The organism is Oceanispirochaeta sp. M1 (assembly GCF_003346715.1).
Lineage (GTDB): Bacteria > Spirochaetota > Spirochaetia > DSM-2461 > DSM-2461 > Oceanispirochaeta.
The window spans coordinates 85,734-111,936 of the sequence record NZ_QQPQ01000011.1; the positions used below are offsets into that span (position 1 = coordinate 85,734).

General features: G+C 45.8%; 23 protein-coding genes and 1 riboswitch. Of the genes, 13 read left to right on the top strand and 10 right to left on the bottom strand.

The features are described 5' to 3' along the window. Positions 1 to 2: 2 nt before the first annotated feature. Entirely contained in the window at positions 3 to 845 is an 843-nt protein-coding gene (gene ispH / locus DV872_RS09710; protein WP_114629732.1) for a 4-hydroxy-3-methylbut-2-enyl diphosphate reductase, read from the top strand. Here the strand turns inward: ispH and DV872_RS09715 are convergent. Beyond that, positions 808 to 2,256 carry an ATP-binding cassette domain-containing protein gene (locus DV872_RS09715; RefSeq protein WP_114629733.1) on the bottom strand — a complete coding sequence of 483 codons (1,449 nt, stop codon included), beginning with the start codon at positions 2,254 to 2,256 and terminating at the stop codon, positions 808 to 810. The genes ispH and DV872_RS09715 overlap by 38 nt on opposite strands. Before the next feature lie 118 nt (positions 2,257 to 2,374). Between DV872_RS09715 and DV872_RS09720 the strand changes: the two genes are divergently transcribed. Beyond that, entirely contained in the window at positions 2,375 to 3,334 is a 960-nt protein-coding gene (locus tag DV872_RS09720) for an omptin family outer membrane protease (protein ID WP_114629734.1), read from the top strand. 62 nt (positions 3,335 to 3,396) lie between these two features. Here the strand turns inward: DV872_RS09720 and DV872_RS09725 are convergent, their stop codons facing one another. Then, complete coding sequence (locus DV872_RS09725) at positions 3,397 to 4,104, bottom strand: glycerophosphodiester phosphodiesterase family protein (protein WP_114629735.1); 708 nt, start codon at positions 4,102 to 4,104, stop codon at positions 3,397 to 3,399. Further along, positions 4,104 to 5,876 (bottom strand): M3 family oligoendopeptidase, encoded by a 1,773-nt coding sequence (locus DV872_RS09730; protein ID WP_114629736.1) that lies wholly within the window; start codon positions 5,874 to 5,876, stop codon positions 4,104 to 4,106. The genes DV872_RS09725 and DV872_RS09730 overlap by 1 nt, the downstream gene beginning before the upstream one ends. A gap of 277 nt (positions 5,877 to 6,153) precedes the next feature. On the opposite strand from DV872_RS09730, the gene trxA reads away from it, so the two are divergent. The 5 genes from trxA to DV872_RS09755 all read left to right on the top strand — a co-directional run bounded on the left by trxA (position 6,154) and on the right by DV872_RS09755 (position 12,123). Beyond that, positions 6,154 to 6,510: a thioredoxin gene (trxA, locus tag DV872_RS09735; protein WP_114629737.1), complete on the top strand. Its 357-nt coding sequence runs from the start codon at positions 6,154 to 6,156 to the stop codon at positions 6,508 to 6,510. Between the two features lie 63 nt (positions 6,511 to 6,573). Further along, the gene (locus tag DV872_RS09740; RefSeq protein ID WP_114629738.1) at positions 6,574 to 8,859 is read left to right on the top strand and encodes an ankyrin repeat domain-containing protein; all 2,286 of its coding nucleotides are present in this window, start codon (positions 6,574 to 6,576) and stop codon (positions 8,857 to 8,859) included. A 2-nt stretch (positions 8,860 to 8,861) separates the two neighbouring features. Next, entirely contained in the window at positions 8,862 to 9,611 is a 750-nt protein-coding gene (locus tag DV872_RS09745) for a hypothetical protein (RefSeq protein WP_114629739.1), read from the top strand. After that, positions 9,598 to 10,650 (top strand): alpha/beta hydrolase, encoded by a 1,053-nt coding sequence (locus tag DV872_RS09750; RefSeq protein ID WP_114629740.1) that lies wholly within the window; start codon positions 9,598 to 9,600, stop codon positions 10,648 to 10,650. Before DV872_RS09745 ends, DV872_RS09750 begins: the two co-directional genes overlap by 14 nt. An 84-nt stretch (positions 10,651 to 10,734) precedes the next feature. Next, positions 10,735 to 12,123 (top strand): aspartate ammonia-lyase, encoded by a 1,389-nt coding sequence (locus DV872_RS09755; protein ID WP_114629741.1) that lies wholly within the window; start codon positions 10,735 to 10,737, stop codon positions 12,121 to 12,123. 31 nt (positions 12,124 to 12,154) lie between these two features. On the opposite strand, the gene DV872_RS09760 is transcribed toward DV872_RS09755, so the two are convergent. From DV872_RS09760 to DV872_RS09785, 6 genes are all read right to left on the bottom strand, one after another. Then, the gene (locus DV872_RS09760; protein ID WP_114629742.1) at positions 12,155 to 13,315 is read right to left on the bottom strand and encodes a methyltransferase; all 1,161 of its coding nucleotides are present in this window, start codon (positions 13,313 to 13,315) and stop codon (positions 12,155 to 12,157) included. Positions 13,316 to 13,384: 69 nt separating this feature from the next. After that, positions 13,385 to 15,562 (bottom strand): methyl-accepting chemotaxis protein, encoded by a 2,178-nt coding sequence (locus tag DV872_RS09765; protein ID WP_114629743.1) that lies wholly within the window; start codon positions 15,560 to 15,562, stop codon positions 13,385 to 13,387. Positions 15,563 to 15,653: 91 nt separating this feature from the next. Beyond that, positions 15,654 to 16,373 carry an adenosylcobinamide amidohydrolase gene (locus tag DV872_RS09770; protein WP_114629744.1) on the bottom strand — a complete coding sequence of 240 codons (720 nt, stop codon included), beginning with the start codon at positions 16,371 to 16,373 and terminating at the stop codon, positions 15,654 to 15,656. Continuing rightward, complete coding sequence (locus DV872_RS09775) at positions 16,370 to 17,185, bottom strand: ABC transporter ATP-binding protein (protein ID WP_114629745.1); 816 nt, start codon at positions 17,183 to 17,185, stop codon at positions 16,370 to 16,372. Before DV872_RS09775 ends, DV872_RS09770 begins: the two co-directional genes overlap by 4 nt. A gap of 1 nt (position 17,186) precedes the next feature. Beyond that, on the bottom strand, positions 17,187 to 18,209 hold the full coding sequence (locus DV872_RS09780; protein ID WP_114629746.1) for an iron ABC transporter permease: 1,023 nt from the start codon (positions 18,207 to 18,209) through the stop codon (positions 17,187 to 17,189). Further along, positions 18,206 to 19,132: an ABC transporter substrate-binding protein gene (locus DV872_RS09785; protein WP_158546907.1), complete on the bottom strand. Its 927-nt coding sequence runs from the start codon at positions 19,130 to 19,132 to the stop codon at positions 18,206 to 18,208. The genes DV872_RS09780 and DV872_RS09785 overlap by 4 nt, the downstream gene beginning before the upstream one ends. A gap of 47 nt (positions 19,133 to 19,179) precedes the next feature. Further along, positions 19,180 to 19,364, bottom strand: a riboswitch (cobalamin riboswitch). Positions 19,365 to 19,541: 177 nt separating this feature from the next. On the opposite strand from DV872_RS09785, the gene DV872_RS09790 reads away from it, so the two are divergent. Together DV872_RS09790 and DV872_RS09795 are read left to right on the top strand one after the other, a co-directional pair. After that, positions 19,542 to 20,747, top strand: a complete 1,206-nt coding sequence (locus DV872_RS09790; RefSeq protein ID WP_158546908.1) for a DUF1576 domain-containing protein — start codon at positions 19,542 to 19,544, stop codon at positions 20,745 to 20,747. Between the two features lie 12 nt (positions 20,748 to 20,759). Further along, the gene (locus DV872_RS09795; protein WP_114629749.1) at positions 20,760 to 21,140 is read left to right on the top strand and encodes a hypothetical protein; all 381 of its coding nucleotides are present in this window, start codon (positions 20,760 to 20,762) and stop codon (positions 21,138 to 21,140) included. A 62-nt stretch (positions 21,141 to 21,202) separates the two neighbouring features. Here DV872_RS09795 and msrB read toward each other — a convergent pair whose 3' ends face one another. Beyond that, positions 21,203 to 22,183: a peptide-methionine (R)-S-oxide reductase MsrB gene (gene msrB / locus DV872_RS09800; RefSeq protein WP_370446655.1), complete on the bottom strand. Its 981-nt coding sequence runs from the start codon at positions 22,181 to 22,183 to the stop codon at positions 21,203 to 21,205. Between the two features lie 383 nt (positions 22,184 to 22,566). Here msrB and DV872_RS09805 point away from each other — a divergent pair, with 383 nt between their 5' ends. The 4 genes from DV872_RS09805 to DV872_RS09820 all read left to right on the top strand — a co-directional run bounded on the left by DV872_RS09805 (position 22,567) and on the right by DV872_RS09820 (position 26,135). Then, a complete protein-coding gene (locus DV872_RS09805; protein ID WP_114629751.1) occupies positions 22,567 to 23,409 on the top strand; it encodes a hypothetical protein in 843 nt (280 codons plus the stop codon). A gap of 66 nt (positions 23,410 to 23,475) precedes the next feature. Next, positions 23,476 to 24,468, top strand: coding sequence for an HD-GYP domain-containing protein (locus DV872_RS09810; protein WP_114629752.1), 993 nt, complete (start codon positions 23,476 to 23,478; stop codon positions 24,466 to 24,468). Positions 24,469 to 24,600: 132 nt separating this feature from the next. Next, positions 24,601 to 25,299, top strand: coding sequence for a type 1 glutamine amidotransferase (locus DV872_RS09815; RefSeq protein ID WP_114629753.1), 699 nt, complete (start codon positions 24,601 to 24,603; stop codon positions 25,297 to 25,299). 68 nt (positions 25,300 to 25,367) lie between these two features. Further along, a complete protein-coding gene (locus DV872_RS09820) occupies positions 25,368 to 26,135 on the top strand; it encodes an META domain-containing protein (RefSeq protein WP_114629754.1) in 768 nt (255 codons plus the stop codon). Positions 26,136 to 26,203 lie beyond the last annotated feature (68 nt).

Consider the following 26,203-nt stretch of genomic DNA (forward strand, 5'->3'; position numbering starts at 1 on the left):
GCATGAGTAAAATTAAAAAAATAATCAGAGCAGATGAGATGGGTTTCTGTCTGGGAGTCCGCAGAGCCGTGGGAACTCTTGAAGATGCAGTAAACTTTGATGATTCCAGGGTATATACCCTGGGTCCTATAATCCATAACCCCCAGGTGGTGGCCGACTTTGCCGCAAGGGGTGTGAAGACTGTCGAGTCTCCCGATGAAGTCCCCTCGGACTGCCGGGTTATTATCAGGGCCCATGGTATTCCTCTACAGATAAAAGAGGAACTAAAACTTCAGGGCAGCAGAATCATGGACGGAACATGCCCCAAGGTTATCGCCTCTCAGAAAACTGTCAGAAAATATGCCTCTCTGGGCTACCATACTGTCATTGTTGGAGATGCAGATCATGGAGAAATTCGCGGTCTTGCAGGCTATGCGGATAATCCAATTGTGATCAGTTCACCAGAAGAAGCCGAAAAGCTGAAACTCTCTGGACAGGTCATGGTGATCAGCCAGACTACGATTAAGCAGGATGAATACGATAAAGTCTGTGCAGTGCTGCAGAGAAACTGTGATGAACTGAAGATTGTTGAGAGTATCTGTTCCGCCACCAGCAAAAGGCAGGCATCCCTTGTGGATCTCTGCGGCAGAGTGGATGCCTGTCTGATTATCGGAGGCAGGGATTCGGCCAATACTCAGCGCCTTTATATGACTGCCCATGAGACGGGTATACCCTGCTGGCATATTCAGGATGTTTCGGAAATACCCGATGAAGTTGGCGGCTTTGAAACCATCGGACTCAGTGCAGGAGCCTCTACTCCCGATTCTGTTATCCTTGAAGTGGAACGCCGTCTGCAGTCAATGTAAAACTGCTCTCCTTTTCATTCCCCGGACAGAACTGCAGATGCCTGTCGATATGGGGGATTCTATCCTCTTCATGATGGGTCACATAAAGGAGGGTCGATTCCGACTCTCCTGCAAAATTACCGAGAAGTTCCAGAACCTGTTCCCTGTTTCTATCATCCAGTCCCTGGCAGGGTTCATCCAGAATCAGAAGAGGGGGGTGTTTAATCAGCCCCCTTGCAATCAGAAGCAGTCTCTGTTCTCCGTATGACAGACGTCCGAATGGGCTTTCAGCCTTCTCAAACATGCCTATTCTGCGCAGCCAGGAATCAGCCAGAGCCTTCTCTCGGGGATGGATATTCTTATAAACACCGATGCTGTCATAGAGCCCCGAAATAATACACATGCGGGCAGTGAGGCTGACTCTGTAACTCAGCTGCAGGGCAGGGGAGATGATTCCCAGTTTTTCCTTGATTTCCCAGATAGATTCACCGCTCCCTTTTTTCCGTCCAAACAGACTGATATCATTGGCATAGGCCTGGGGCTGGTCGCCTGTTATCAGGTTGAGAAGGGTGGACTTCCCCGCGCCGTTGGGGCCGGTGATCTTCCAGTGTTCCCCCTTTTTTACTTCCCAGTTGATCCCGTCCAGTATGGTCTTTTCACCGTAGCGAACAGTGGTATTTCGGATCTCCACCAGCAGCGCTTCATTGCTGCGGCTGGCCCCTGCAGGGGCAGGAGGTATGGGGCTGTTATTTCTTTCTCCAGATGCTGCATCACGGGTTTCAAACTCTTCCCATTCTGAGCGGCAGCCCTTGAAGATAAGGGAAAAATCTCTGAAGACTCCTATATGGCTGTGCATATCAAGTATTTCGCTCTTTCTGTTGAGTATCATCAACAGGGGCCAGCCCTCTTTTATAATCTGATTCAGCATCTCCTGAAGCTGCAGGACCGAAGCTCTGTCCAGACCGTCAAAGGGTTCATCCAGGATTAGAAGCTGCGGGCGGCGTAACATGGCTTTATAGATCAGAGTTTTTCTGATTTCACCTGTGGAGAGGACCCTGAGTCCCATTTCCATTAGTTTTTCCAGTCCCCTTGGCATGGGGGGAGCATTTTCCGGAAGCTCATCGGGAGACTCCAGCCCCAGGTAGCGGTATAAGGGTGTTCCTGTATCGATCTTTCCCATAGCTTCAGAATCATCAAGCCTGATCTGTTCTTCCAGCAGCTCCTCAAGCTCCTCAAAGGATACTTTTTCAACTGATCCATCCATTTCGGTGGCCAGAAGTTCGGAAAAATGGGTCTTTCCAGAGCCGTTATCACCCAGAATCACCCAGGATTCTCCGGGTTTCCATTCCCAGTTCACAAGAGGACCGCTGCCTCTTCCGGGATATCCGGGTAGATGTTTTTCTTTTATGCTTATAACAGGTGATTCTTTCATAGGGGAATTGTACGGGATTCGGGCTTCTTGGAACAGTGGGATTTTGCAGCTTGTAACTGAGTCTTTGTGCTGTTTGCGGTATCTGGATTTTTACTAAAACTGACACTACAATAGTTATATGGATAAATCCCGTCAGCTTCTGTTTATACTTCTTTCACTATTTATGACATTTTCTCTCTCTGCATGGACTGCAGACTCGGGAGCCTCTTTGGAAGAGGGGCAGAACTTCGGTTTTTCTCTGGCACCTGTTGTCTCTGTAATTATGGGATACAGCAATGAACTGGTTTATGATGAAAGTAGTTATCCCTATCCCTATTTAAGCCGTCTGCACTGGCAGATCCTGCCGGCTGTGGTTGCTGGTGCAAAAGGTTCATTCAATATCAGGAACAGAGTTTTTATCAATGTGGCCATGGGAACGGCACTTAACAAAAAAACAGGTCAGATGACTGATCATGACTGGATCTCAGATTATTATGATGATGTCAGTACAGAGTGGACCCATGAATCTGTGAGTGATATCTATCTGAGATCCTCTTTTTTACTGGACAGTAACGGAGTGTACCGTTTTTATAACAGGAAAGATTGGAAGCTCGACGGCATGATCGGATATAAACACATCAAATGGGCCTGGACCGATTCACTGGTTTCTCTGACTTATCCTGATCAGGATCTGGATTACCTTATAGGAGTCAATGGAATCGATTATACGATAAATTATAAAATCCCCTATCTTGGGGTTGCGTATAAGATGGGATCAGAAAAATTTTCCGGCGGCATAACTCTTTTATATAGTTTTTTAGCAGCCATTGATGATCATGATTACCATAAACTCCGGGGACTTCACTTCTATGATACCTTCAGAATGGGACAGTATCTTGGTGTCTCCACAAATGCCCGCTGGCGCTGGAGTGATGTATTCTCACTATCCCTGGCTGCCGATTTAGACTGGGTACCCGAATTAACAGGAGATGTGAGTGTTTACAATAGCAGCGGTAGTTATCAGGGTACTTTTACAGGTGGAGCGGGAGTAAGCTATTTAGCCGGTTCACTGTCTCTGGCTCTTGAGTATAATTACTGATCAGCTCATCCTGGAAAGCCCCCCGGCTGATCAGCTCAAGCCGGGAAACATTCATTGATAAGTTATTTTGAGAGAAGATCCGGGAAATCAGAGAAGATACCGTCTACTCCGATACTCTCCACCATAGCGGCCTGTTCCGCTGTATTGATGGTAAAGCACATAACTTTCCATCCATGTTTATGAGCTTCTTTCACATATCCAGAAGAAAGATAGGAAGCCTCCGGGTGAAGGCTGAAAAGCTTGAGCCCTGTATGCTCTATATAGAAATAAAAATCAATCATATCGCTTCCAGAGAGCATCCCCAGAGGAAGTTCAGGAGATATATCCTGAACCTTTTTAAGTATTTTATGATTGAATGAGGAGATGATAAGCTCCCTTTTCGACCCCTGCGCCAATAGATCTGTTACAATCCGGGCAGTGTCTTCTTCAAGAAAGCTGAGTGATTTAATCTCCATATTCAGGGTGACCTCAGGGGGAACCAGGGCCAGGACCTCTTCCAGAGCAGGTATCCGGGTCCCTGAAAATTTAGAAGAAAACCATGCACCCGCATCGGCCTCCTGAATCTCCTTCCAACTTTTAGTATGGATAAAACCGCTGCGGTCTGTGGTCCTATCCATGAAAAAATCATGAATTACCACGGGAACACCGTCGGATGAGAGCTGCACATCAAGTTCAATTCCCTTCGCTCCAATCTCAAGGGCCTTCTTAAACGAGGGCATTGTGTTCTGCGGGGCATAGGCTGATGCTCCTCTGTGGGCAAATACTTTCATTATTCTGATACCAGTCCTGTAAAATCGTTAATCTGTTTCCTTATGACATCAAGGCTTCTGTTCCAGAAATCTTCTCCTGTAATATCCAGTCCCGCAGCTGCGGCACAATCTTCGGCACTGGCTTTTCCCGTCAGCTGCAGTACTTTGCGGTAGAGAGGTTCAAAGTCAGATCCCATTTCATCATACAGACTGTAGAGTCCCAGGGAAAAGAGAAGACCGAAGGCATAAGGGAAGTTGTAGAAGGCCAGATCCATACCATAGTAGTGACCCTTGACGGCCCACATCCAGGGATGGCGCTCTTCAGGATTCAGAGCATCACCGTATGTGGCATCCTGAGCACGAAGCATCATATTGCTGAGTTCATCAGCCGGTAGTTCACCTTCCGCTCTCCGTTCCATCAGCTCCTGTTCAAAGAGAAAACGGGAAAGAATATCGGTGATGACCTGATTGGAGTCACTGAGAGTACTCTCCAGCAGAGAGAGACGATCTTTATCCTCTGCCTGCCTGTAACAGGCTTGAAACACCAGAGTTTCCGAGAAAATAGATGCTGTTTCCGCCAGTGTCATGGGGTAGTGACGATGGAGTGCGGGAGATTCTTTGAGCACCTCATAATGCCAGGCATGTCCCAGCTCGTGGGCAATGGTGGATACATCATTGAATGAGCCCGTAAAATTGGTCAGCACCCTGCTCACCTTGTTCTGTGGGAAACCGATGCAGTAGGCACCGCCTACTTTTCCATTACGGGGAGCTGCATCAATCCATTTTTCATCAAAGCAGAGTTTCCCGAAGTCGGCGTATTCGGGGCTGAGGGAGCCGAAATGCTCTACAATGAAATTTTCTGCTCTCTGCCAGCTCCATTTATCAGACTCAGAACTTAGGGGGGCCACAACGTCATACCAGGAGAGCTTTTCAAGTCCCATATAACCGGCCTTGGCCTTCATATATCGTCTGAAATCGGGCAGGTATTTTTTCATGCTGCCGATCATGGCCTCCAGTGTTTTCATGGACATACCGGCCTGACGGACCGATTTTGTCAATGTGCTGTCAAACCCGCGTCTTGAGTTCAGTGTATGTGTAAAGCCTTTGACACCGTTAAGAGCGGCTGCCATAGGAGTCTCAACGGACTTCCAGCACTCCAGTTCCTTCTCCCAGGCCTGTTTACGTATCTTTCTATCGGGATCACTGCCCAGTCCCCGCAGTTCGGTTACTGTTTTCTCACTGCCGTCTATCCACCGGGTTTTAAGTGAGGAGGATATCTGAGACTGCAGCCGGCTCCAGGCGGAGCTTCCTGATCGGGCCAGGTCGTAGGCAAGATCTTCCATCTCTGGGGAGAGTTGAAATTTCTGTTCCTCAAGAGATTCTGTAAGATAGTAGATATAATTGCTGAGAACAGGAGATTTTTTCCAGTAATCAGCTCCTGTCCCGGACTCGGCAAGTCTGTTTTTAAGGCGGACAAGGACTCCCTGAAAGGGGAGTGCCCCTTCTTCCAGTCCATTGAGTGCGTTCAGAGCCTCCGGATTGGCTGTATTGGTGGAATAGCTGCAGTAAGTGTAGGATTCCAGGGTTTCGTACAGGTCATGAGCTTTGTTCAGATGGGGCAGAAGAGCCTCCATGGCTGTGGTGAAATCCTTCTCCCAGAGAGATGAATCGTCAAGATCACTGATCATTTTTTTCAGCATTTCTTCCAATTCCTGTATGTCATTTTTATATGTATCAGATTTAAATCCGGGATACATTGAAAGATCCCAGAGAGGTAGTGTGTCTTTACTCATTATTTACTCCTATAAATGGTATCAGGGTATATTTGCCTTTCTTCATAAATATTATTAGTTTAAACCCCTGAGAAGAATTTGAATACTGCCAATGCAAGTAACATTGCCCTGGCAACTTGCTGTCTCACAGGCCTGAGGGCATTGGAAGATTTGCATTTTCAATGGTATTAAGATTAGAATAATTAGAAAATGTTGATTTCTTGAAAAACAGGCTTGACTCTTTGAAGTATATTTTATAAATTATATATATAGTTAATTGAATATTAGGAGGCCTAAAATGGCAAAGCATATTACTAAACAAGATTTCGTAGATACTATTTTTGATTTTGAGAATGAAAAAGATTGGAAATTCAAGGGTGATCTTCCTTGTATCATAGACTTTTATGCAGACTGGTGTGGACCCTGTAAAATGGTAGCTCCTGTACTGGATGAACTCTCAACAGAGTTTGAAGGTAAAATGAATGTATTTAAAGTAGATACAGAAGCAGAGCAGGAATTGGCCGGAGCTTTCGGTGTTCAGAGTATTCCTTCAATCCTTTTTATTCCTAAAGAAGGTAAACCCCAGATGGCACAGGGAGCTCTTCCCAAGGATTCTTTCCTTTCTGCCATGAAAGACATTCTTAACGTAGAGTAGTTGCCGACCTTGCGGTGAGGGGTTATAATATACGGGAGCTCAACTCAGGAGGGTTCCCGCATAATGAATAAAACCCGAATCATTCCCCTCATGCTTTTATTATTTTTTTCAATTCAGTCCTCTTTTGCCGGTGATGAAGATTCTCCGGCTGTAAAGAGGACTTTTTTTTCGTCTGAATCTATTGATAAGCAGGATAGTCGAGGGCGTACATCACTGATGAGAGCATTCCGCAGGCAGGATGAGGCAACGGCCTATTTACTGCTGAATTCGGATGCGGATACGGGTCTGCAGGATAATAACGGGCAGACAGCCCTGTATTATGCCCTGCAGTTCAGTGAAAACGAAGAACTTCTTGAGATGCTTCTGGAAATGATCCATCTTCAGGAGGGTAGTCTTAATATCAGAGATAAGAAGGGGAGAACTCCTCTTGAAGTCTTTGTAGCCAGGGGCAGGAATCCTCTTTTTCTCTCTTCTCTGGGACAGGCAGGGGTGGAAGCTCTCTCCTCATACCGGGGAGAAAACCTTCTTTTTTCCGCCATCAGGCGTAATGAGCCTTTTAAATTACAGATTCTTGAAGAGCTTGTATGGATCGGTTACTCCCTGGACACCCTGAACAGCAGCGGTAGAACCCCCTCCCGGGAAGCCGGATTTCTCGGAGATGAAGACTCTGTAGAACTCCTTGAAAATATCAGAATTAGTTTAAGTGAAGAACTGATACACAGTCTCTATTTTTCAGGAAGCGAACTGACAATTTCTGAGGTGGAAGAGAGACTTCTCCGGGGTGCTTCACCCTCATACAGGAGTGAGCAGGGATTTACATCCTGTCACTATGCTGTGGCTGCCGGAAGACCGGATATCCTTGAGTTTCTCCTGGACTGGGATGATGGTGATAATCCCTTTGCCGAAGACAACCGTGAGCTTATGGAACTGATCATGTTCTTCCCTCTTGATTATGAAATTGATACAGCCCTCTCGCTCATGACTGTTCTGCTGAATCAGGGGCTGCCTGTTAATATCAGAAACGAAGACGGTATTACTCTACTGAATGCCGGGATACGTCATTCAGAAGAGCTGGCATCACTGCTGCTGAACCGTGGTGCCGATCCAAACCGGAGAGATCCGGGCGGCGTCTCACCCATGATGACTGCCTTAACCAGACCCCTTTATTCAGAGGGCACTCTTCTTGAGGAACTTGCCGCAGCAGGTGCAGAACTTGATGTCCGGGATGAAAAGGGTGGAGATATTCTCAGCTATGCCATCCTATATGGTCAGGGAACTCCCGTAATAAAGAGGCTTCTGGACCTGGGGATCGATGCGGATGCCCGGGATGATTTCGGTACACCCGGTTTTTTCTGGGCTGCGGCTTTTTCTTCGGATAAGAGTCTCAATACATATCTTATGTCAGAAAATAACAGATTTCTGTGGCGGGATAAGGATGGCTGGACTCCTCTGATGGGAGCCCTGAATTTTGCCAATACTCCCGAAGTAGTGGAAGCACTTGCCCGGTTTTATCCTGATGGAAGAATGTCTGACGGAACCGGTCGTGATCTGAACTTATTCAAAGAGCGGTACAAACAGTATTATAATGACCAGTCACTCCCGGCACTGGAACAACTGCTTGATCGTAGAATCTATCCAGCCCTTGCAATTCCTTACGAATCTGATCCCGATGAAGAACTCAGGTATATACTGCAATTTGGTTCTGACCCTGAGATGATTTCTCTTTTTATTGATGAAGGTGCCGACCCGGCGGCTTATTATGCCGATGGATTCACAGCTTTGATGACGGCAGTTGCCTTTAATTCCTATGAGATGACAGAAACTCTTCTTGACGCCGGAGCGCCTGTATTTGACACAACTCCCTACGGCTGGACAGCTCTGCATCTGGCTTCCTGGCAGAGAGATTCAAAAACTGCCGCCCTGCTGATAGACAAAGGCTGGGATGTTAATATCAGAGATTTTGATAACTGGACTCCTCTCCACTGGGCTGCCAGGAATGCTGCGTCAGCAGATTATCTGCAGACTCTCTTTGACAGGGGAGCGGATTCTGCACTGATTACATATAGAAAAGATACAGCCCTGCATCTGGCCTGTTCGGCCTGGGTCTCTCCTTTGTCCGGCAGTCTGGCTGTTCTCCTGGATCAAGGTGTCGAGATTGATGCTGTAAATGTTTTAGGTGAGACAGCTTTGATGCTTGCAGCGGGTATGGGATATTATGATAGCTGTATCAATCTGCTTGAAGCCGGAGCTGATGCCGAAATAACAGACAGTCAGGGTGAGACTGCCTCTACCCGTGCCTATAAAAATGGACACTATGAACTTGCTGAAATGTTGCTTAAAATGGAGTAATGATGAAAAAAAGAAATATCTACAAGATGGATGATATCCTGCTCTTTCTCTCTCTTGCCATGCTGGCGCTTCTGGTCTTTATTTCCTGGGACTGGCTAAGTATTTTCAAGGAAGCTGAAAATCTTACAGCGTTTCTGTTGATGGCTCCCGAGGTTCTCGGTGCAAGGCTGTATCCCGTAATTATGTATGGATTAGCGGCTGTTACTGCCCAGATCATCGGTCGATATATTCGCTTTTTAGAAAAGAAGAGCCTTTTGATCCTTGATGAACTGGAAAAGTCTTCAAAAATCAGGGTAAGTGATCTCTGTATGAAGCTGGGAATGAGTCAGGCAAAGGTTAAAAAACTTGTTGTTAAACTCAGTAGAGTTCCCTCCCTGGGGATTGAGCTTGATGGAGAGCGGGTCATACAGAAAAGGGTCTCTAATATATCTGTGAAGGATAATCATTCCTTTAATTCTAATGAAAATAGTACCCCTGACAGCAAAGATAAAGGAATCCCCGAAGATATGGCAGAAGCCTTTATGAGAGGAGATCTTCCTCCCCAGTTCAAAGCAGCCATGAAATCCGGCGGGGCCGTAAGCCGTGCAGCAGGAGTTGCTGCGGGTCTAGCCGATGGCGAAAGCAGTAAAAAGAAAGGTCTTCCCTTACCCCTTCTTATTTTTCTCTTTTTTACTCCCCTGTGGCCTGTGGCCGTATTTCTGATATTCAGATCATCAATGAAGAATATGAAAAGGGCAAATGAGGAAAGCTGATTTCTTCATTCCGATCTTCATAATTTTCTCTTTCATCATGCTGTGGAGTCAGGGCAGTCAGGAACCCCTTGATACTGAGTTTACGGCGCTGCGGGCTGAGTCTATCCGTAAGAACCTGATGCCTTTGTTTGAAGAGGATAAGTATCGAGAGCTCACATCTGATGAAGAGATCTTTCTTAAGCATTACTCTGCTGATGATTTCCCCGGAACAGCTCGTATAGGCATGTTCTACTCAAGAGATAAAAAACTGGCAGCCTATCTGTTCAAGCCGGATACTCCCGCTGTAAAAGGGACGGTATATCTGCTTCACGGCTATCTGGATCATACACTGTCTAACAGATATTTGATTCGATTTCTATTGGAACAGGGATATGCGGTTCTTGGATTTGACCTGCCGGGGCATGGCCTTTCGGAAGGGGAGCCCGCAGCAATTGATGATTTCAGAGAGTATTCCACGGCTTTGGTTCGGTTTTTCAATCATTCAATGAGGCTGAGTAATGAAAAGCTGCCGGGACCCCGTATCGCATTGGCCCACAGCACCGGCTGCTCGGTGATAATGGAAACGGTCTCTTTGTATGGGAATATATTTGACCGAATCATCATGGTTTCTCCTCTGGTTCACTCGGTGGGCTGGAGGTATACACCCCTCGGTATCAGCCTGGCAGAACCCTTTACAGACAGTGTTTTCCGCCGTTTCGGAGGCTCCAGTTCAAACAAGGAACACGAAGATTTCGTTGAACACGGTGATCCCCTTCAAAGCAGAACAGTGCCCTTTTCATGGATCTATGCCCATGCAGACTGGTTTGACCGTATGGAATTATTGCCGGTGAATGAAGATCTTTCCCTGTCAATAATTCAGGGTGAAGAGGACAGTGTTGTTGATTTTAAATTCAACATTCCTTTTCTGCTGGAAAAATATCCGGCTGCTGTCATATATAAAATTCCTGAAGGTGAACACAGTCTGTTAAATGAAATTCCTGAAATAAGAGAGTCCGTATTTACTCAGATTCTGGAAATTATTGAGAATCCTCTGAACTAGTGAAACCCAGAGCTTCATTTATTGACATTCTCTGCCTAAAAAATGAATAATTGAACTATCTGAATATGATTTATGGAGAGGCTGATGAGCAATAATGTGAGAACTGAATCTGATTCTATGGGGGAAATTAGCCTTCCTTCCGATTCCCTCTGGGGAGCCCAGACCCAGCGAGCTGTAGAAAATTTTGCTGTATCCCCCTTGAGAATCCATCCATTTATGCTTCAGGCCCTCTGCCTTATAAAAAAACATGCGGCCCTGTCCAACAGCTCTCTGGGTCTTCTGGATAGAAAACTTGCCGATTCCATAGCCGAAACTGCAGACAGTATTATCTGCGAAAAAAAAATTGATCAGTTTCCCATAGATGTTTTTCAAACTGGCTCCGGAACATCCTGGAACATGAATATAAATGAAGTTATCTCAAACCTTTCCAACCTCAGTCTGGGAGGTTCAGTTGGCAGCCGTCAACCAGTTCATCCCAATGACCATGTAAACAAGGGGCAATCTTCAAACGATGTTATTCCCTCTGCCATCACACTGGCTAACAGACTTCTCCTTGATAAGACTATAAAGGCAGTTAAGGTTCTGGAGGATTCTTTTTTCAAAAAGGCCGAAGAGTTTAAAAATGTTCTTAAGCTGGGACGTACTCATCTGCAGGATGCTGTTCCCATGACCCTGGGGCAGGAGTTTTCTGCATTTGCCGTACAGATTAAGCAGGGAAGAAAGAATCTTGAAGCCATGAAAGAGCCTCTTTCTGAGCTTCCCCTGGGTGGTACTGCCATCGGCACGGGTCTGAATGCCCATCCCGATTTTGCCACTGCTGCGGTAGAGGGTATTTCAAGTGAAACGGGGATACCTTTCCGGGTAATGGATAATAAGTTCCAGGGAATTTCATTCAGAAGCAGCCAGGTGGACCTTATGGGTGTGATCAACTCCATAGCCGTAGACCTTATGAAGATTGCCAATGATCTGAGACTACTTACAAGCGGACCCAGGTCGGGGCTTGGAGAGATAATCCTCCCCTCACTGCAGCCTGGCAGTTCAATTATGCCCGGTAAAGTTAATCCTGTTATTCCCGAAATGGTTATTCAGGTTTCGGCACATCTTCAGGGAAAAGTGCTGTCAGTGAGCATTGCCAATCAACATGGTCCTCTCCAGCTGAATATGATGATGCCCCTGATTTCACACGAAACTCTTACTGCATTGGATCTGCTGGCTGAGACAGACCGTGTTTTTGCTATGAACTGTATTGATGGAATTGAAGCGGAAGAGGGAAATTGTCTCCAGGCCATTGAAGGCTCTCTGGCTATGATTACACCTGTAGCCCTGACCATCGGCTATGACAAGGCGGCAGAACTGGCCCATAAAGCTTATATGGAGAAACGTCCTGTAAGGGAGGTTCTCTATGAGTCAGGTCTGCTTTCCAGAGAAGAGGTGGACCGTCTGCTTGATCCTTCGGGAATGACAGGAGAGTAGGAACTGCGGGCTGTTCAGCCCGCAGATATTTTTAGCGTCGGCAGAGGATCAGCTTGAACTTTCTGTTCTCCCGGACCACTGCGACAGACTCAAAGTTTTCATTAAGAATATTTCCATACCCCAGCCCTGCATTCATAACAAACAGGCTCAAGCCATTTTTCTTCAAGACCCTGGCCGAATCTCTGATAAAGGCAAATCCTGTCTCTACCGAAACCGTATGTCCACGGTGAAAGGGAGGATTGCAGACCACCAGATCAGTGCTTCCCGATTCAACTCCTTCCAGAATATTGCCCTGAATAATACTGCATTTCTGAAGAAGCCCGAGATTTCGGGCATTATATTCGGTACAGGCTGTGGCAAGGGCATTATCATCAGTAAGTATAACCCTGGATGCCTCTGATAAAGCCAATGCCTGAAGTCCCAGTATTCCGTAACCGCAGCCCGGATCTACAATTACAGAGTCCTTATTCAAAGAAGATATCACCCTGGAATTACATTCTGCTGAATAAAGATAATCCAGTAGAAAACGTGTTCCACCGTCCAGCTTTCCATGAGAAAAGATACCGGGGTAGCTGTAGAAATTCACAGCCCGGTATGTAAAAAAATCAGAATCCGCCGGCTGTACATCCTCTGCAGTCTCTGTACTGTCCTCTGTAGAACCGACTGTCATTGTTCCCTCATAATAGCGGGCTTTCTTTACAACACGGGAGTAGGAAGCATCGGGGCAGAATTCCTTTACAGCGTTGAAAAAAGTTTCAGGCAGATATTTATTCATACCTGCGGCAATAATGGGACAATCTTTTTTTAATTTTGATTTTAGAAGCTTCAGCTGAAATCGAAAGTACTCCAGAGACTTGGGTACTTTTACAATGATCAGATCTATTTCTGAATCTTTAAACTCAAGGAGACCTGCAGGGTCGGGTGCCTGTTTGTTATTGAGTTCCAGGTTTTCCTTTATCTCCCGGATTCCAAGTGATGAATCCTGAATGCCCGCAGCGCAGCAAGAGGCCAGAGCTACTGTAAGGGCCCCATGACTGTCATTGACAATCAGAACTTTGGAAGGCTGGATCTCCATTTCCTTAATATGTGTTAACAGATATTCATCTGAAGCATCCCAGGGACGCAGAGATTTATCTTCAGTATTGAGTATGAGATCGAAATTCCCAAAAGGGGTAGTATATGTATAGTTCATAACAAAGAGTATAAGCTTATTCAGCCCTTCCTGTCTGTGAAGGCTGAGAATTAGCTCCCGGGAATATTACTAAAACTCTTCAAAATCAGAACTGTCAGAATCTTTATCTTTAGTGTATCCGGGTGTCAATTGTGTTTCACCCTCTAAATCCATACCGAAATCCATTGAGTCCAATGGATCTTTCTCTTCTTCCTCCTCTTTTACGGGAGGCTTATCCTCTTTGGGAACAGCCGCAGCTTTAACTTTCGACTTACTTGTCCCGGGGGCTGGAGGAGTCGACCCAGGGTCAGTTGCAGAACTGACTGCAGCCGGAGACTGCCGGATAGGTTCAGTTACGCTGTCTCCGCCTTTGTCTAATTTGAAAAATTGTATCTTTTCACTAAGCATTTTGGCCTGTGCGGCCAGTTCTTCGGATGTTGAAGCTATCTCTTCAGAAGACGAAGCATTCTGCCGGGTTACCTGATCCAATTGGGTGAGTGCAGAATTTACCTGACCCATGCCATGACTCTGTTCCATACTTGCAGCCGAAATCTCTTCCACAAGTTCAGTTGTCTTATCAACTTCCTCAACAAGTGATTCAATCATTGAACCTGCTTTCTCGGCCACTGCAAGTGAATCGTGTGACAGTTCAGTAATGGTAACAGCTGAACTCTGGCTTATTTCGGCCAGCTTTCTGACTTCTGATGCTACAACGGCAAATCCTTTACCCGCTTCTCCGGCTCTGGCTGCCTCGATGGCGGCATTAAGGGCCAGCATATTTGTCTGGCTTGCGATATCACTGACAATTCCGATCTTTTCGGAAATCTCTTTCATGGCTTCTACGGTATGATGTACAGCTTCACCGCTCTCCTTGGCCTTGGCCGATACATCTTCTGCAATGATTCTTGTCTTTTGAGCATTGTCACTGTTCTGATCGACACTGGATGACATCTCTTCCATTGAAGCTGAGACTTCCTCAGCCGATGAGGCCTGTTCTGTGGCACCTGCAGAGAGCTGTTGTGAACTGCTGGAGAGTTCCTGGCTACCGCTGCTTACATTATCTGCTGAATCCTGTACGGCTGTAATTATCTCTCTGAGTTTCATATTGGTGGCGTAGAACACTCTGTTCAAATCGCCTAATTCATCTTTTCTTGTTGATTTATCGGCTGCACTGAGATCTCCGTTGCGGAGCCTTTCGCCCATGGCAATATTCTCGGAAATAGCATATAAAATGCTTCTTGAGAGCATAAAAGCAACAAATGCAGAGATCAGTACAGTGAAAATAATGATGATTATATAAAAAATTATTGTGGACTTAATAATTCTTGTCAGATCATCCATTTCGATGTTTTTTCTCTGTTCCTGGAAATTTCCAAGCTGATCCAGATAATCTCTCATTATTCCAAATTCTTTAAAACCTGTATCAATAGCTTTTTTTCTTTCTGCCTTATTCTGGTAGATTGCATCTTCCGCCAGGAATATTTTTTTATTTGTCTCTTCCCAGATTGTATAATAGTCCCGGAATTGATTATAAGAATCACCACTGTTTCTGCCCGAAAGTCCGGCAGCCCTGAGGTAACGTTCTCCAGTCTGCTGAATATTCTCTTCATTGCTGAGTTTCAATGTATCCAGTTCTTCTTTGCCCGCAGCAGATTTTGACTGAACAAGGGCCAGATAGGCCTGATAAGCATCTCGATCACCATTCAGGACAAGTGAAAGCGCTGTTTCCAGGTTTCTCCTTCCGGCTGCAGATACATTTGCTGCCAGCATTCGTTCTATCTGCTCACCCAGTAGATTTATCTGTTCTCTCATTACATCAAAAGCCTGTATTGAGTCTTCACTTAACTCTTCAATAAGACCTTCTTCTTCCACTATTCTCAGAGATTCATTAATCACTATTCGGCTCTGCACTTCCCAGCTGGCGTAATGAGATCTGAAACTATCCAGAGCGGAGGTCATATCATCAGAAAAATCTACAGCAGCCTCTTCCATTCTACTTTTTACCTGGTCCAGATTTTCCCTGTTGATTCCATCCTGTTTCTGAACTTCTTCTTTGCTGTGTGCTTTAAGGGCTTCCTGTTCACTGAGGATGGCCTGGTAGGCATCTCTATCGGCATTTAAAATCAGTACCAGATCTTCCTGGAAATGATTCAGATGCCCCATGTCTGACTGTATTCTTAGAAAACTAAGTATTCCGATGAGCATTATAAATAAAATACCCAGGATCGGTATACCTGTTAATAGTGAGAATTGTGATCGCAGTTTCATAATAGAAAGCCTCCGCTCTCATTAATTATGATCTATATCCCAGTAAATTGGTAATTTTTAGTGACAAAGAGGAGTTTGAATACATGTGTTATTAAATAATCTTATCTTTTTCCATCTGCTGGATTATACGGATAACTTCTTCCATGGGCTCAATTACTACACGGGCCAGCATCTCTCCCAGGAGGGTATGTTTTCCACAGAAATGCAGCTCAGGACCACTTCCGGAGAAAATCAGATTGGAATCCGTACCTGTCCCGGTTGCAGTACTGTCTGATACCCTGCTTTGAACTCCGTATTTCATTACAGAACTGCATCGGGCTTCGGTTACTATCATCAGAGCTTCGGCCATGGCGGCTTCTGAAAGCTCGGCATTTGTTCCGGCAATTATATTGATGGTCCCGTTTCCGGCCCTGTGAGCATCCAGCTCTCTGAAATCTGCCTTGTCGCCTGCTGCACGGGCATTTGTCAGGCCGGCTGTCAGGCAGCAGAATACAGCCAGTTCATCTTCAACTATGCTGTTGTAGCGGAAGCTTTTCATGGATGCTGAGGTCATCATGCCGGCAAAGGCCGTTGTGACACCCAGCTCGGCAGCTTTTTTCTTAAGACTTATATGGGGATGTTCGTAGCCTTCGTATTCATCGGATTTATTATGGTGAACCTTCATGTTCAGCACATGTAAGAGCTCCTGTCTTCCCCCTTTATACAGGGCCGATGAGAGAGTCTGTACCGGCTGGGAAAAGTTCAGGAGCGCATGGTCTTCATCATGTGATATATCTATTGTCAATCCAGGAAGCTTACATTCAATATTCATCTCTTTCCTTCAGCAGTATCGGTATTTTTCTTCTCCGCAGCTGCATCAGCTACAGGTCCGAGAAGAGTTCTATCTCCATTATGGTAATAATCCATTCGGCTGTTATAGACTCTGTTAATATTATCGGGAGTGACCACACTCGCTGCGGGGCCCGAGGCGACACAGTTTCCCTGATCCATTAATATGACTCTGTCTGCATTTTGAAGAGCCTGATTTATATCATGAAGGATGGCTATAACGGTTTTTCCACGCCGGGCTTCCTCTTTTAAGAGGCTGAGCAGCTCCTCCTGATGGTGAATGTCCAGATGATTGGACGGTTCATCCAGAAGCAGAACTTCAGGGTCCTGTGCCAGCACTCTGGCAAGGAGCACTCTCTGATATTCTCCGCCGCTCAGGCTGTTGACCACCCTGTGGCGCAGATCCTGAAGATCAAGCCGTTCCATCAGGGATGTGAGCTGTTTTTTATCAATGGGGTCCTGCCACAGAGTTGTCTTTTTTCTGTAAAATCCCATGCTTACCATCTGTGCGGCAGTATAGGCAAAGGCACTCTCTGTTCTCTGGGGAACAAGGCCTACAAGGGCTGCCCTGCGTGAATCCTTTAATGAGAACAGGTCCTTTCCCTGGACAAGAATGGTTCCCTGTTTTGGTTTAAGCCTAGCTCTGAGGATTGAGAAGAACGTCGTTTTACCCGACCCGTTGGGTCCCAGTATGACAGTCAGTTCTCCCGGCTGTATATCGATAGAGGGGAGGTCCAGATAAAAACTCCCGCCATATGTGAACTTCAGGTTCTGTACTGATACAGATGAATCCATTTTACATCACCTTCCCTGAGTTACGGCGTAGAAGATAGAGGAAAAAAGGGCCCCCTGTCAGAGCCGTAACTACACCTACAGGAATTTCTGCGGGCGCTATGATTGTTCTTGCCAGAAGGTCGGAAAGGATCATCAGAATGGCCCCTCCCATTATGGAAAGAAATGTGAGATTCCTGTGTCCGGGACCGGAGATCAGCCTCATAAAATGAGGGACAAGAAGTCCTGCAAAACCGATAATTCCACAATTGGAGACTATTACTGCTGTTATCAGGCAGCTTACAAGCAGAAGCTGCAGTGACACCCGTTCAGGATTGATCCCCAGAGAGTGGGCTTCCTCATGACCAAGACTCAAAAGATCCAGTTCTCCGTGTCTGAAGATAATAAACAGGGATGATGGAATCAGGACTATCAGCAGGAGTATCACCTTTGTCATATGTGCAGATGAAAAACTTCCCAGGGTCCAGAAAACAATACGTTCAACTTTTTCCCTGTTCAGCATCATCATAATTGAGACTCCCGCCTGGGCTATGGAACTGAAGGCCACACCTGCCAGCAGGAGGGAGCTGATATTGTTCCCGTTCCGTGAGGCCAGGGAAAGGATAAGAAATACGGATAAAAGACTGCCCAGAAAGGCCGCAGCCGTAAGTCCCAGGGATGATATGAAAAATGCTGGAAGACCTATCATCATATAAAGAGACGCACCCAGTGAGGCTCCCGATGCTACACCCAGCAGATAGGGTTCTGCCATGGGATTTCTGAAGATTGCCTGAAAGACAAGTCCCGAGAGGGATAGTCCCGCCCCTGCAAGGGCTGCCATTAAGACACGGGGAACCCGAATTTGCATCAGGATTATCTCCTGCCCCTCATTCAGTCCACTTTTTCCGCCGCTGAACAGATATCTGATCAGACCGGAAAAGGGGAGGGATACGGCACCGATGGATGACGCAAGTATAAGAAGAGTGATAAGCAGAAAAAATAATGTTATCCCGGGAATCCGGGACGCACTTTTCTCAGGATTGATCAAGGGATGAGATCCATGATTCTATGGATCTGTTCAAGAGCATCTATCTGTCTCGGTCCCTGTCGTACCAGAATATTTTCATCAATTTCAAAAACACGGCCGTTTTGAGCCGCTGCAAGATCTTTATAGACGGGAAGGGTGAGAAATTCATCTTTCATTCCCCTGTTTACAAGAATAAGCTGCGGTTGTTTGGCAACAAGGAGTTCCTTGGAATAAGACCAACCCTCCTGATCCTCCGCAATATTGGAGCCGCCGGACATACTCAAAAGTTCGCTGATAAAGGTATTCCCACCGGAAGTCCAGTCTCCACCGTCTCCGAAGCCCAGGGCATAATAACAGCTGGGGTTTTTATCCATTGCGGCGACTGAAGCTTCCAGTGCGGCTCTTCTGTTATGGATATCATCCAAGAGTGCTTTACCTTCAGTTTCTGCATCCAGGAGCTGTGCGCAGCCGCTGATGACCTCTTCCATCCCCTCAAAACTCTCTTCTCCATAAATCAAGGCACTGGGAATTGAGTAGGATTCAAGTTTTTTAAGAACTTCAGGGTCAACATGGGTGGAACCGATAACAAGATCGGGATTAAGGGACACTATTGTCTCGAGACTGGGGTCCTGAAGACCGCCTACTGAGCTGATCATAGATACTTCAGCCGGGTAGTCACAGAAATCAGTACGTCCCACAAGGAGCTGCTCTCTGCCGAGGGCATAGATTGTTTCTGTGATATTAGGACCTAGAGAAATTATACGCAGAGGCCTTGATTCAAGCTCAATGGTAATTCCTCTGGAATCTGTAAAACTGAATGTCCGGGCAGACTCATCGGCGGGAGCCCCTTGTTCCTGACTGCCTGAGGCAAACAGGGGTACTGTGAATAGGGACAATAGGAAAATAAAAAGAATAGAAACTATGGAATTGATTTTTCGACCCATATGTAATCTCCTCGTTACATCATCAGGCCTGCGACAGCCCGATGCATTGGATTTATTCATTCCTTTTCAGGTTTTCTGACTCACAAATCATCAAAATCGGCCGGCCTTCCCGGTTTCCCAGTGACCTTTATCTGGCAGATTTCTCCCTGTTTACAGCGGCGGGACCGTGGAGGATTCTCACCTCTCTTCCCTTGAGTCCGGAATGTTGGGTGAAATTATACTATTTAACCATCCATTTTACTATGGGGAAATCAGTGGATTTTTGTGACTTTTTTACTGATGATCAGGAGTCGAAAAGCATTGACAGCAGAGAGGAAGCTAATAGAATATAAAATGAGTCTGCATTTAAAAGGAGAACACCCTCTTGGGATTCAGTAAAACTAATATAATATCGAATTTTCTGATAATTATGATTCTGCTGTTTATAATCACGGCCTTCGCCGTAGACGGCAGCGGAGCAATCAAAGGGTTCTGGACAATTCAGCTCCACCCCGGGCGGCTGATAAATGATTTCTTTGCGGTTGTCGGGATAGGGGGGACTCTCCTCAATTCTGCTGCCGTCGGCCTGGTGGCCATGATTCTCATCTACATAACGGGAGTCAGTTTTTCAGGCCCCACATTTGCAGCGGTATTCACCATCATGGGTTTCGGACTCTTTGGTAAGACACCCCTGAATATTCTCCCCATCATACTGGGAGTCTATCTCTCCGCCCGTCTTGTGGGAAAAGGACTGCGGGATTACTTGATCATCGCCCTTTTCGGGACGGCCCTGGGTCCACTGGTTTCTGTTGTGTTTCTGGAAACCGGGCTGCCTCTCTGGCAGGGGCTTATTCTGGGAGTACTCAGTGGAACAGCCGCTGGATTTATTCTTCCCGCACTGGCTGTGGCCATGCTGCATATGCATCAGGGATACAGTCTTTACAATATGGGGCTGACCTGTGGATTCCTCGCACTCTTTGCAGCATCTTTCTTAAAGGCTGCAGGACTTCCCTTCGAAAAGGCCCTTGCCTGGCACAGTGAAAATATCCTGCTTCTGCAGCTGATAATACCGATCCTCTCTCTTATGCTCATAGGATCAGGTATTTTCTTCTCCGGGAAAAAAGCCTTCAAGAGCTTTGTCCTAATTCAGAAACTGTCCGGTAGACTTCCTTCTGACTTTGTGGATATGGAAGGAACCGGGGGCTCTCTTGTCAATGCGGGTGTTATGGGACTTGCGGGAACAATTATCGTATTTCTGGCGGGAGCCGACTTCAACGGACCCGTAATCGGCGGGCTTCTGACCATAATGGGTTTTGCCGCATTCGGAACAAACCTGAGAAACTCATGGTCTGTTGTCGCAGGAGTCATGGTCAGTACTTTTGTCTTTGGAATGAAACTTTCTGATCCCGGACCCATCCTGGCTGTGATTTTCAGTACAACTCTGGGACCACTGGCCGGACAGTTCGGCTATATTCCAGGTTTTTTTGCAGGATTTATTCACCTGATCATGGTCAGTCAGACAGGAAGCTGGCAGGGTGGAATGAATCTGTATAACAACGGATTTGCCGGCGGACTCACCGCCTCTGTATTTATCGCTGTGATTCAGTGGTACCGCAATAACAAGAACGACATGTAGGGGAGCTGCACAATGAAAAGAAAAGACCTGATACTGAATCTGATCGGTGAAATATCAAATTATCTTCTGGATGATGATCCCATGCGTCTTGTGATCTCTCTTCATCAGGAGGAAGACGGTCTGCATCTTTGCATCCTGGATGATACAAAACACAGTGAAGATGAACTTGAATCCATGAAAAAGGCTCTGAACAGCCGTAAAAGACCGGAACTGGCCGAATACTACGGTGCCATGACCGGCCATGATATGCTCGGCTCTGCAAGGCTGGACCTTCTGGGCTGGCAGATAAAACACTCTGATGTCACCCAGTCGGACTCCGGAATAAAGATCGACCTCTGGTTCGGCAGCGAAAAATTCCAGAGCGATAAATTTTCCATTCCTGTCAAAGATTGATCCTCCCTCGGGAGGCAGCCTTAAAGGCAGTCTCCCGGCCGGGGAATCCCCATCTAAATTTCTTATTCAAAGAGATACAGAAACTCTCCATACCCCTCAGCTTCCATATCATCTAAAGGAACAAAGCGCAGGGAAGCCGAATTGATACAGTATCTCAGACCCGTAGGATCGGGACCATCAGGGAAAACATGACCCAGATGGCTGTCTCCGTAATAACTGCGCAGTTCAACCCGTTCAGAAAAAAGTTTTGTATCCGAATGCTCAGTGACATTCTCCGAAACCAGAGGCTTTGTAAAACTGGGCCAACCTGAACCGGATTTGAACTTATCATTTGAACTGAACAGGGGCTCGCCCGTTACTATATCCACATAGATCCCATGGGCCTTATTATCCCAGAACTCATTTTGAAAAGCCCGTTCAGTCCCCTCATTCTGTGTCACTTCATATTGAAGGGGAGTCAACATCTCTTTTATTTTTTCTTCTTCCGGTTTCTTGTATGAGGTCTTTTCAAACTTCCATACATCCGTGATAAACTGATCCCTTCCGGAATTGTTTCTATAAGATTCATAGCGCCCGGGACTCTTGCAGTAGAAGTCCTGATGATACTCCTCGGCAGGATAGAAAACAGTCAGTTCTCTGATCTCTGTTACAACAGGCTTATCAAAAATTCCCGACTCATCCAGAGCCTTCTTCGAAGCTTCCGCCTGGACTCTCTGCTCTTCAGAATGGTAGAAAATGGCACTCCCGTACTGAGAACCTCTATCCACAAAGGAACCTCCTCCATCGGTGGGGTCCATTACTCTCCAAAGCTTGTCCAGCAGCTGGTTATAACTAATCCTCTGAGGATCAAAATAGATCTGAATTACTTCAAGATGTCCTGATTTTCCTGAAGACACCTGCTCATATGTGGGGTTCTCAACATGTCCCCCTGAATATCCCGATAAAACTTCCTCAACTCCCGGTATCTCCTGAAAATCGGATTCAGTACACCAGAAGCAGCCTCCCGCAAAGGTGGCAATTTCCAGATTCTCGTCTTTCATGATCTCCTCAACCTCCGATTGACTCTTTATCTCTCTCTTTTGGTCTTTAGCAGATGGTTCTGCCTCACTCTGTCCAGCGGCCCAAAGGGCAGCACTGATCAGGATTAAACCTGCTATTAAAATATTCTTCATTGTTCACTCCTGTTGATGTTCAGCTCTGAGGTTGAACTTAGGCGTTCCTATATATATTAATACATCATAAGTGGAAAGGTTTCAAAATATATTATAAAATAGATATAGATTTTATTTATTTTACTTCTTCGGGTGTCTCCCCCCCACAGGAGACGTGGTGTGATGCGCCGCCGGGAGCTGCGGGAAGGAAACACTGCAATCTAATGACCCGGTGGAAGCTTTTCCAAAGAATCTGTCCGTGATATAAAGGAGATATGCTTGTTTATGATAAATCCTTCAAAATAGAAGGGACCGTAAAATCAATTTTTGAGAATACCTGGTCCATTCTCAGACCCCATATGGGATATATGAGCCTTATCTGGGCTGTATTTTATATTCCTACTAATGTTTTTATTCTGCTCCGTATGGGAGATATGGTAAAACATCTCAATAGCGGCAGTTCACTTGTTATTCCTGTTATGATGCTCCTCTCACTCCTGGGGACTATTCCCAATATTGCACTCGTGCTTTTAGTCAGGGCAGGGGACTGTGAGGATTACAATGGTCTGGTAGTCTCTGCATTCAGAAAGATTCCCTATTATGTCACCACCACATTGGCTATGGCCATCAGCATGATCCCCATGATTGTGATGGGACTTATAGTCTCTGTTCTTCTCAGTCTTGCTCTGGAAAGCACAGGAATGGCTCCGGAGCAGCAGATATATGCAATCATTCCGCTAATGGTAATTATTACAGTGTATGCCATGATCCGTTTTGCCTCGGCAGTACCTTTTTACCTCATGACCGGAGCCAGAAACTTCAGAGCCGCCCGGTACAGCAGCTTCTTATTCAAAATGAACAGGAAAACGATACTTGCGGCTTTTGCTATCTGTACCTTTCTACCCATGGCGTTGAACTTCGGCATGTTTTTTGTAGTTGAAAGTGAAGCCGCCAATGTAATTCTTGGATTTTTTCTGGGTTATATCATGTTTCTCAGTACTGCCTTTTATGCTGGTTTTTTGAATCATATAATAGAAGCAGAATCTGATGTATGTGACAGTGAAAATCAGGACAGCCGGAAAAAAGAAATTGAGCATAAACCCGATATTCCAGAATAAAAGGATTTCTTTCCAGATAGAAACAGGTTAACCTGTGATAAATCTATTTAAAAGAAAAAAAACAACATGATATCATTCAAGAAAGAAAAGTGGATTCCCGTAAGGAAATCTAACCTTAAGTATTACGTAGATATTGATCTCTTTTACAGAAATAAGACCTCAGGAGAGGTTCTTCTCTATAAAAATGCCGGAATGCATATTACAGATGAAAGGCTGAAGGATAAATCTTATACAGGAGATCTTTATATTCGTCCTGAAGATAAGAGTCGGTGTCTGAGAAATGTTCACTCCGGTTTCAGTTCAAATCTTGATGAAAGTATGGAAGTGGGAGTAGAAAAGGTGAAGGAAGAGCTTATCAACATAATTGATGAGACTCTCCATGAACCCCGTTCCGGTGGTCTTGAAGTTATCCCTGATACCATGGATCTCATTGTTGACAGCTATTCCCGGCAGCCCGATGTTATCAAAAATCTGGCAAAAATATCTCACTCTGATTACACAACCACAATACACTCACTGAATGTTATGGCTCTGACCGTAGGATATTGCTTCTACACAAATAAACCCTTTAAAACTACCGTGGATTACGGCCTCACAGCCCTGTTTCATGATATTGGAAAAACAGAAATCCCTCAGGATATACTCAGTGCTCCCCGTCCGCTGTCGGATTATGAATTTGATACCATGAAATCACACACCCTTCTAGGTGCGGAAATCCTCCAGGCCAATAGTCATGATGTTCACCTGGCCATTCCAGGTGCTCTGGAACATCATGAAAAACTTGACGGAAGGGGATATCCCCATGGTCAGAAAACTATCTCCGAAATCGGACAGATCCTTGCCATCATAGATTCTTATGAAGCCATCACCAACGATGACAGACTCTACCGTTCTGCAATGGAACCTCTGGATGCTCTGGCAGTCTTGAAGGAAGAGGTTGATAAAGAGAGACTAAATAAAAAGATCTTTGAGAATTTTGCTTACAGCCTTACTAATTTTTCCGGTGGAAGGGGCGGCAAAACCATACTCAGCAATGGTATGGACTTCCTTAAAGTTTAATCCCTCTTAAATATCACTTTTAAAATATCAGCAGACAACAGCCAAATTATTGGTTATAATCAGGCTTTCAGTTCAGATACAGATCATCTTAGACTATCTGTTTTTCATAAACAGCGAAGAAGAGGATACTCAATGAATATACATTTTCTGCAGCATGTGAGTTATGAAAGTTCCGCCTACCTGGAGCAGTGGTTTCGCGATCAGGGTGATAGAATCTCAATCACCCGTCTATATCAGAATGATCCTCTTCCCAAAGCAGAAGATGCGGATATTCTTATCGTAATGGGCGGACCCATGGGAGTCGGAGATGAAGCTGAATATCCCTGGCTCAAGGATGAAAAACTATGTATTCGCTCTTTTATGGATGCCCATAAGAAGGTTATAGGCATCTGCCTCGGGGCTCAGCTTATTGCAGACGTTCTGGGGGCAAAGGTCTACAGGAGTGAGAACAAAGAGATCGGCTGGTTCCCTGTCTATAAAGTGCAGGGCAGCGGTGAAAGCGCCCTCTCGGATCTGATGCCTCAGGAGTTTCAGGCCTTTCACTGGCATGGTGATACTTTTGATCTACCTGAAAACTCTGTACATCTCCTTTCAAGCAAGGGCTGCCGTAATCAGGCATTTACTGTAGAAGATAGAATATTCGCCTTTCAGTTCCATCTTGAAACCACTGAAGAGTCGGCGGCGCTGCTTGTAGAAAACAGCAGGGACGAGCTTACACCCGATTTCTTTGTGCAGTCAGAGAAGGATATCCTGGTAAACGAAGAGGGTTACGCCGAAATGCATATCCTCCTTGACCGGATTCTGGAGCGGATCAGCGCAACAATTTTCTAGACAGAAACTTCATGAAATCTATATATATTCCGGATGAAGAGTTTGCAGTTATACACTAAGATGCCAGGATGAATAGAAAACAAACAGTTAAAACCGGGAGTATATTTCTACTCCTTTCGGCTCTTATTTTCCTCAGCGGATGTATAAGCAGCTCTCATGAGACAGATGAACAGACAATTAGTGCCGGGGAACTCCAAAACACCATCTGGATAAGCCCTCTCTGCGGCAAACCTGCAGAAGGGCGATACAGCAACGATGGATTCTTTCTGGCGGAAGACGGAACACTTCAGTTTATCAATATATTCTCCATGACAGGAGATTCATGGTCCCTTGAGGGAGATGATCTACTGCTCTATTCCCACACTGAGCGTTATCCTGAACCATTGCCTGTGTCATATCCAATTCGCAAAAAAGATGGGATTGTATCCATCCTTCCGGCAGAGGACGAGCTTGAAATGCTCCCACCTTCGGCACAGGAAATCACTGCAGAACTTCCCGCAGGACGCTGGGAAATCTCGACCATGCTCAATCCTGAAAGCGCCGCTGCAGATCCTGAGCATCCAGCCTATATTGAAATTGTTAAAGAGGATGACGGCTTTGTCAGCATTCAAGGACATGGGGGAGTTAACAACTTTCGCGGAGTTCTCAATTTTGATGAGTTTAAGTGGATGAGCGGCCCCATGATGCGGACTCTTATGGCCGGACCTGCTCTGGAATATGAAGACCTTTTTATGAGGAATCTTGGCCGGATCAGCCGCTACCTGATGCTGGATGACTATCTCTTTCTCTACGAAGAGAGTGAGCTTGTTCTGGTGATGCTGAAAGACCAGGGCTGACAGTTCCGGGTCCCCCGGCTGCCTCCCTGCATTGAAATATACGGCGGTTTATGATAAACCGTCTAAAA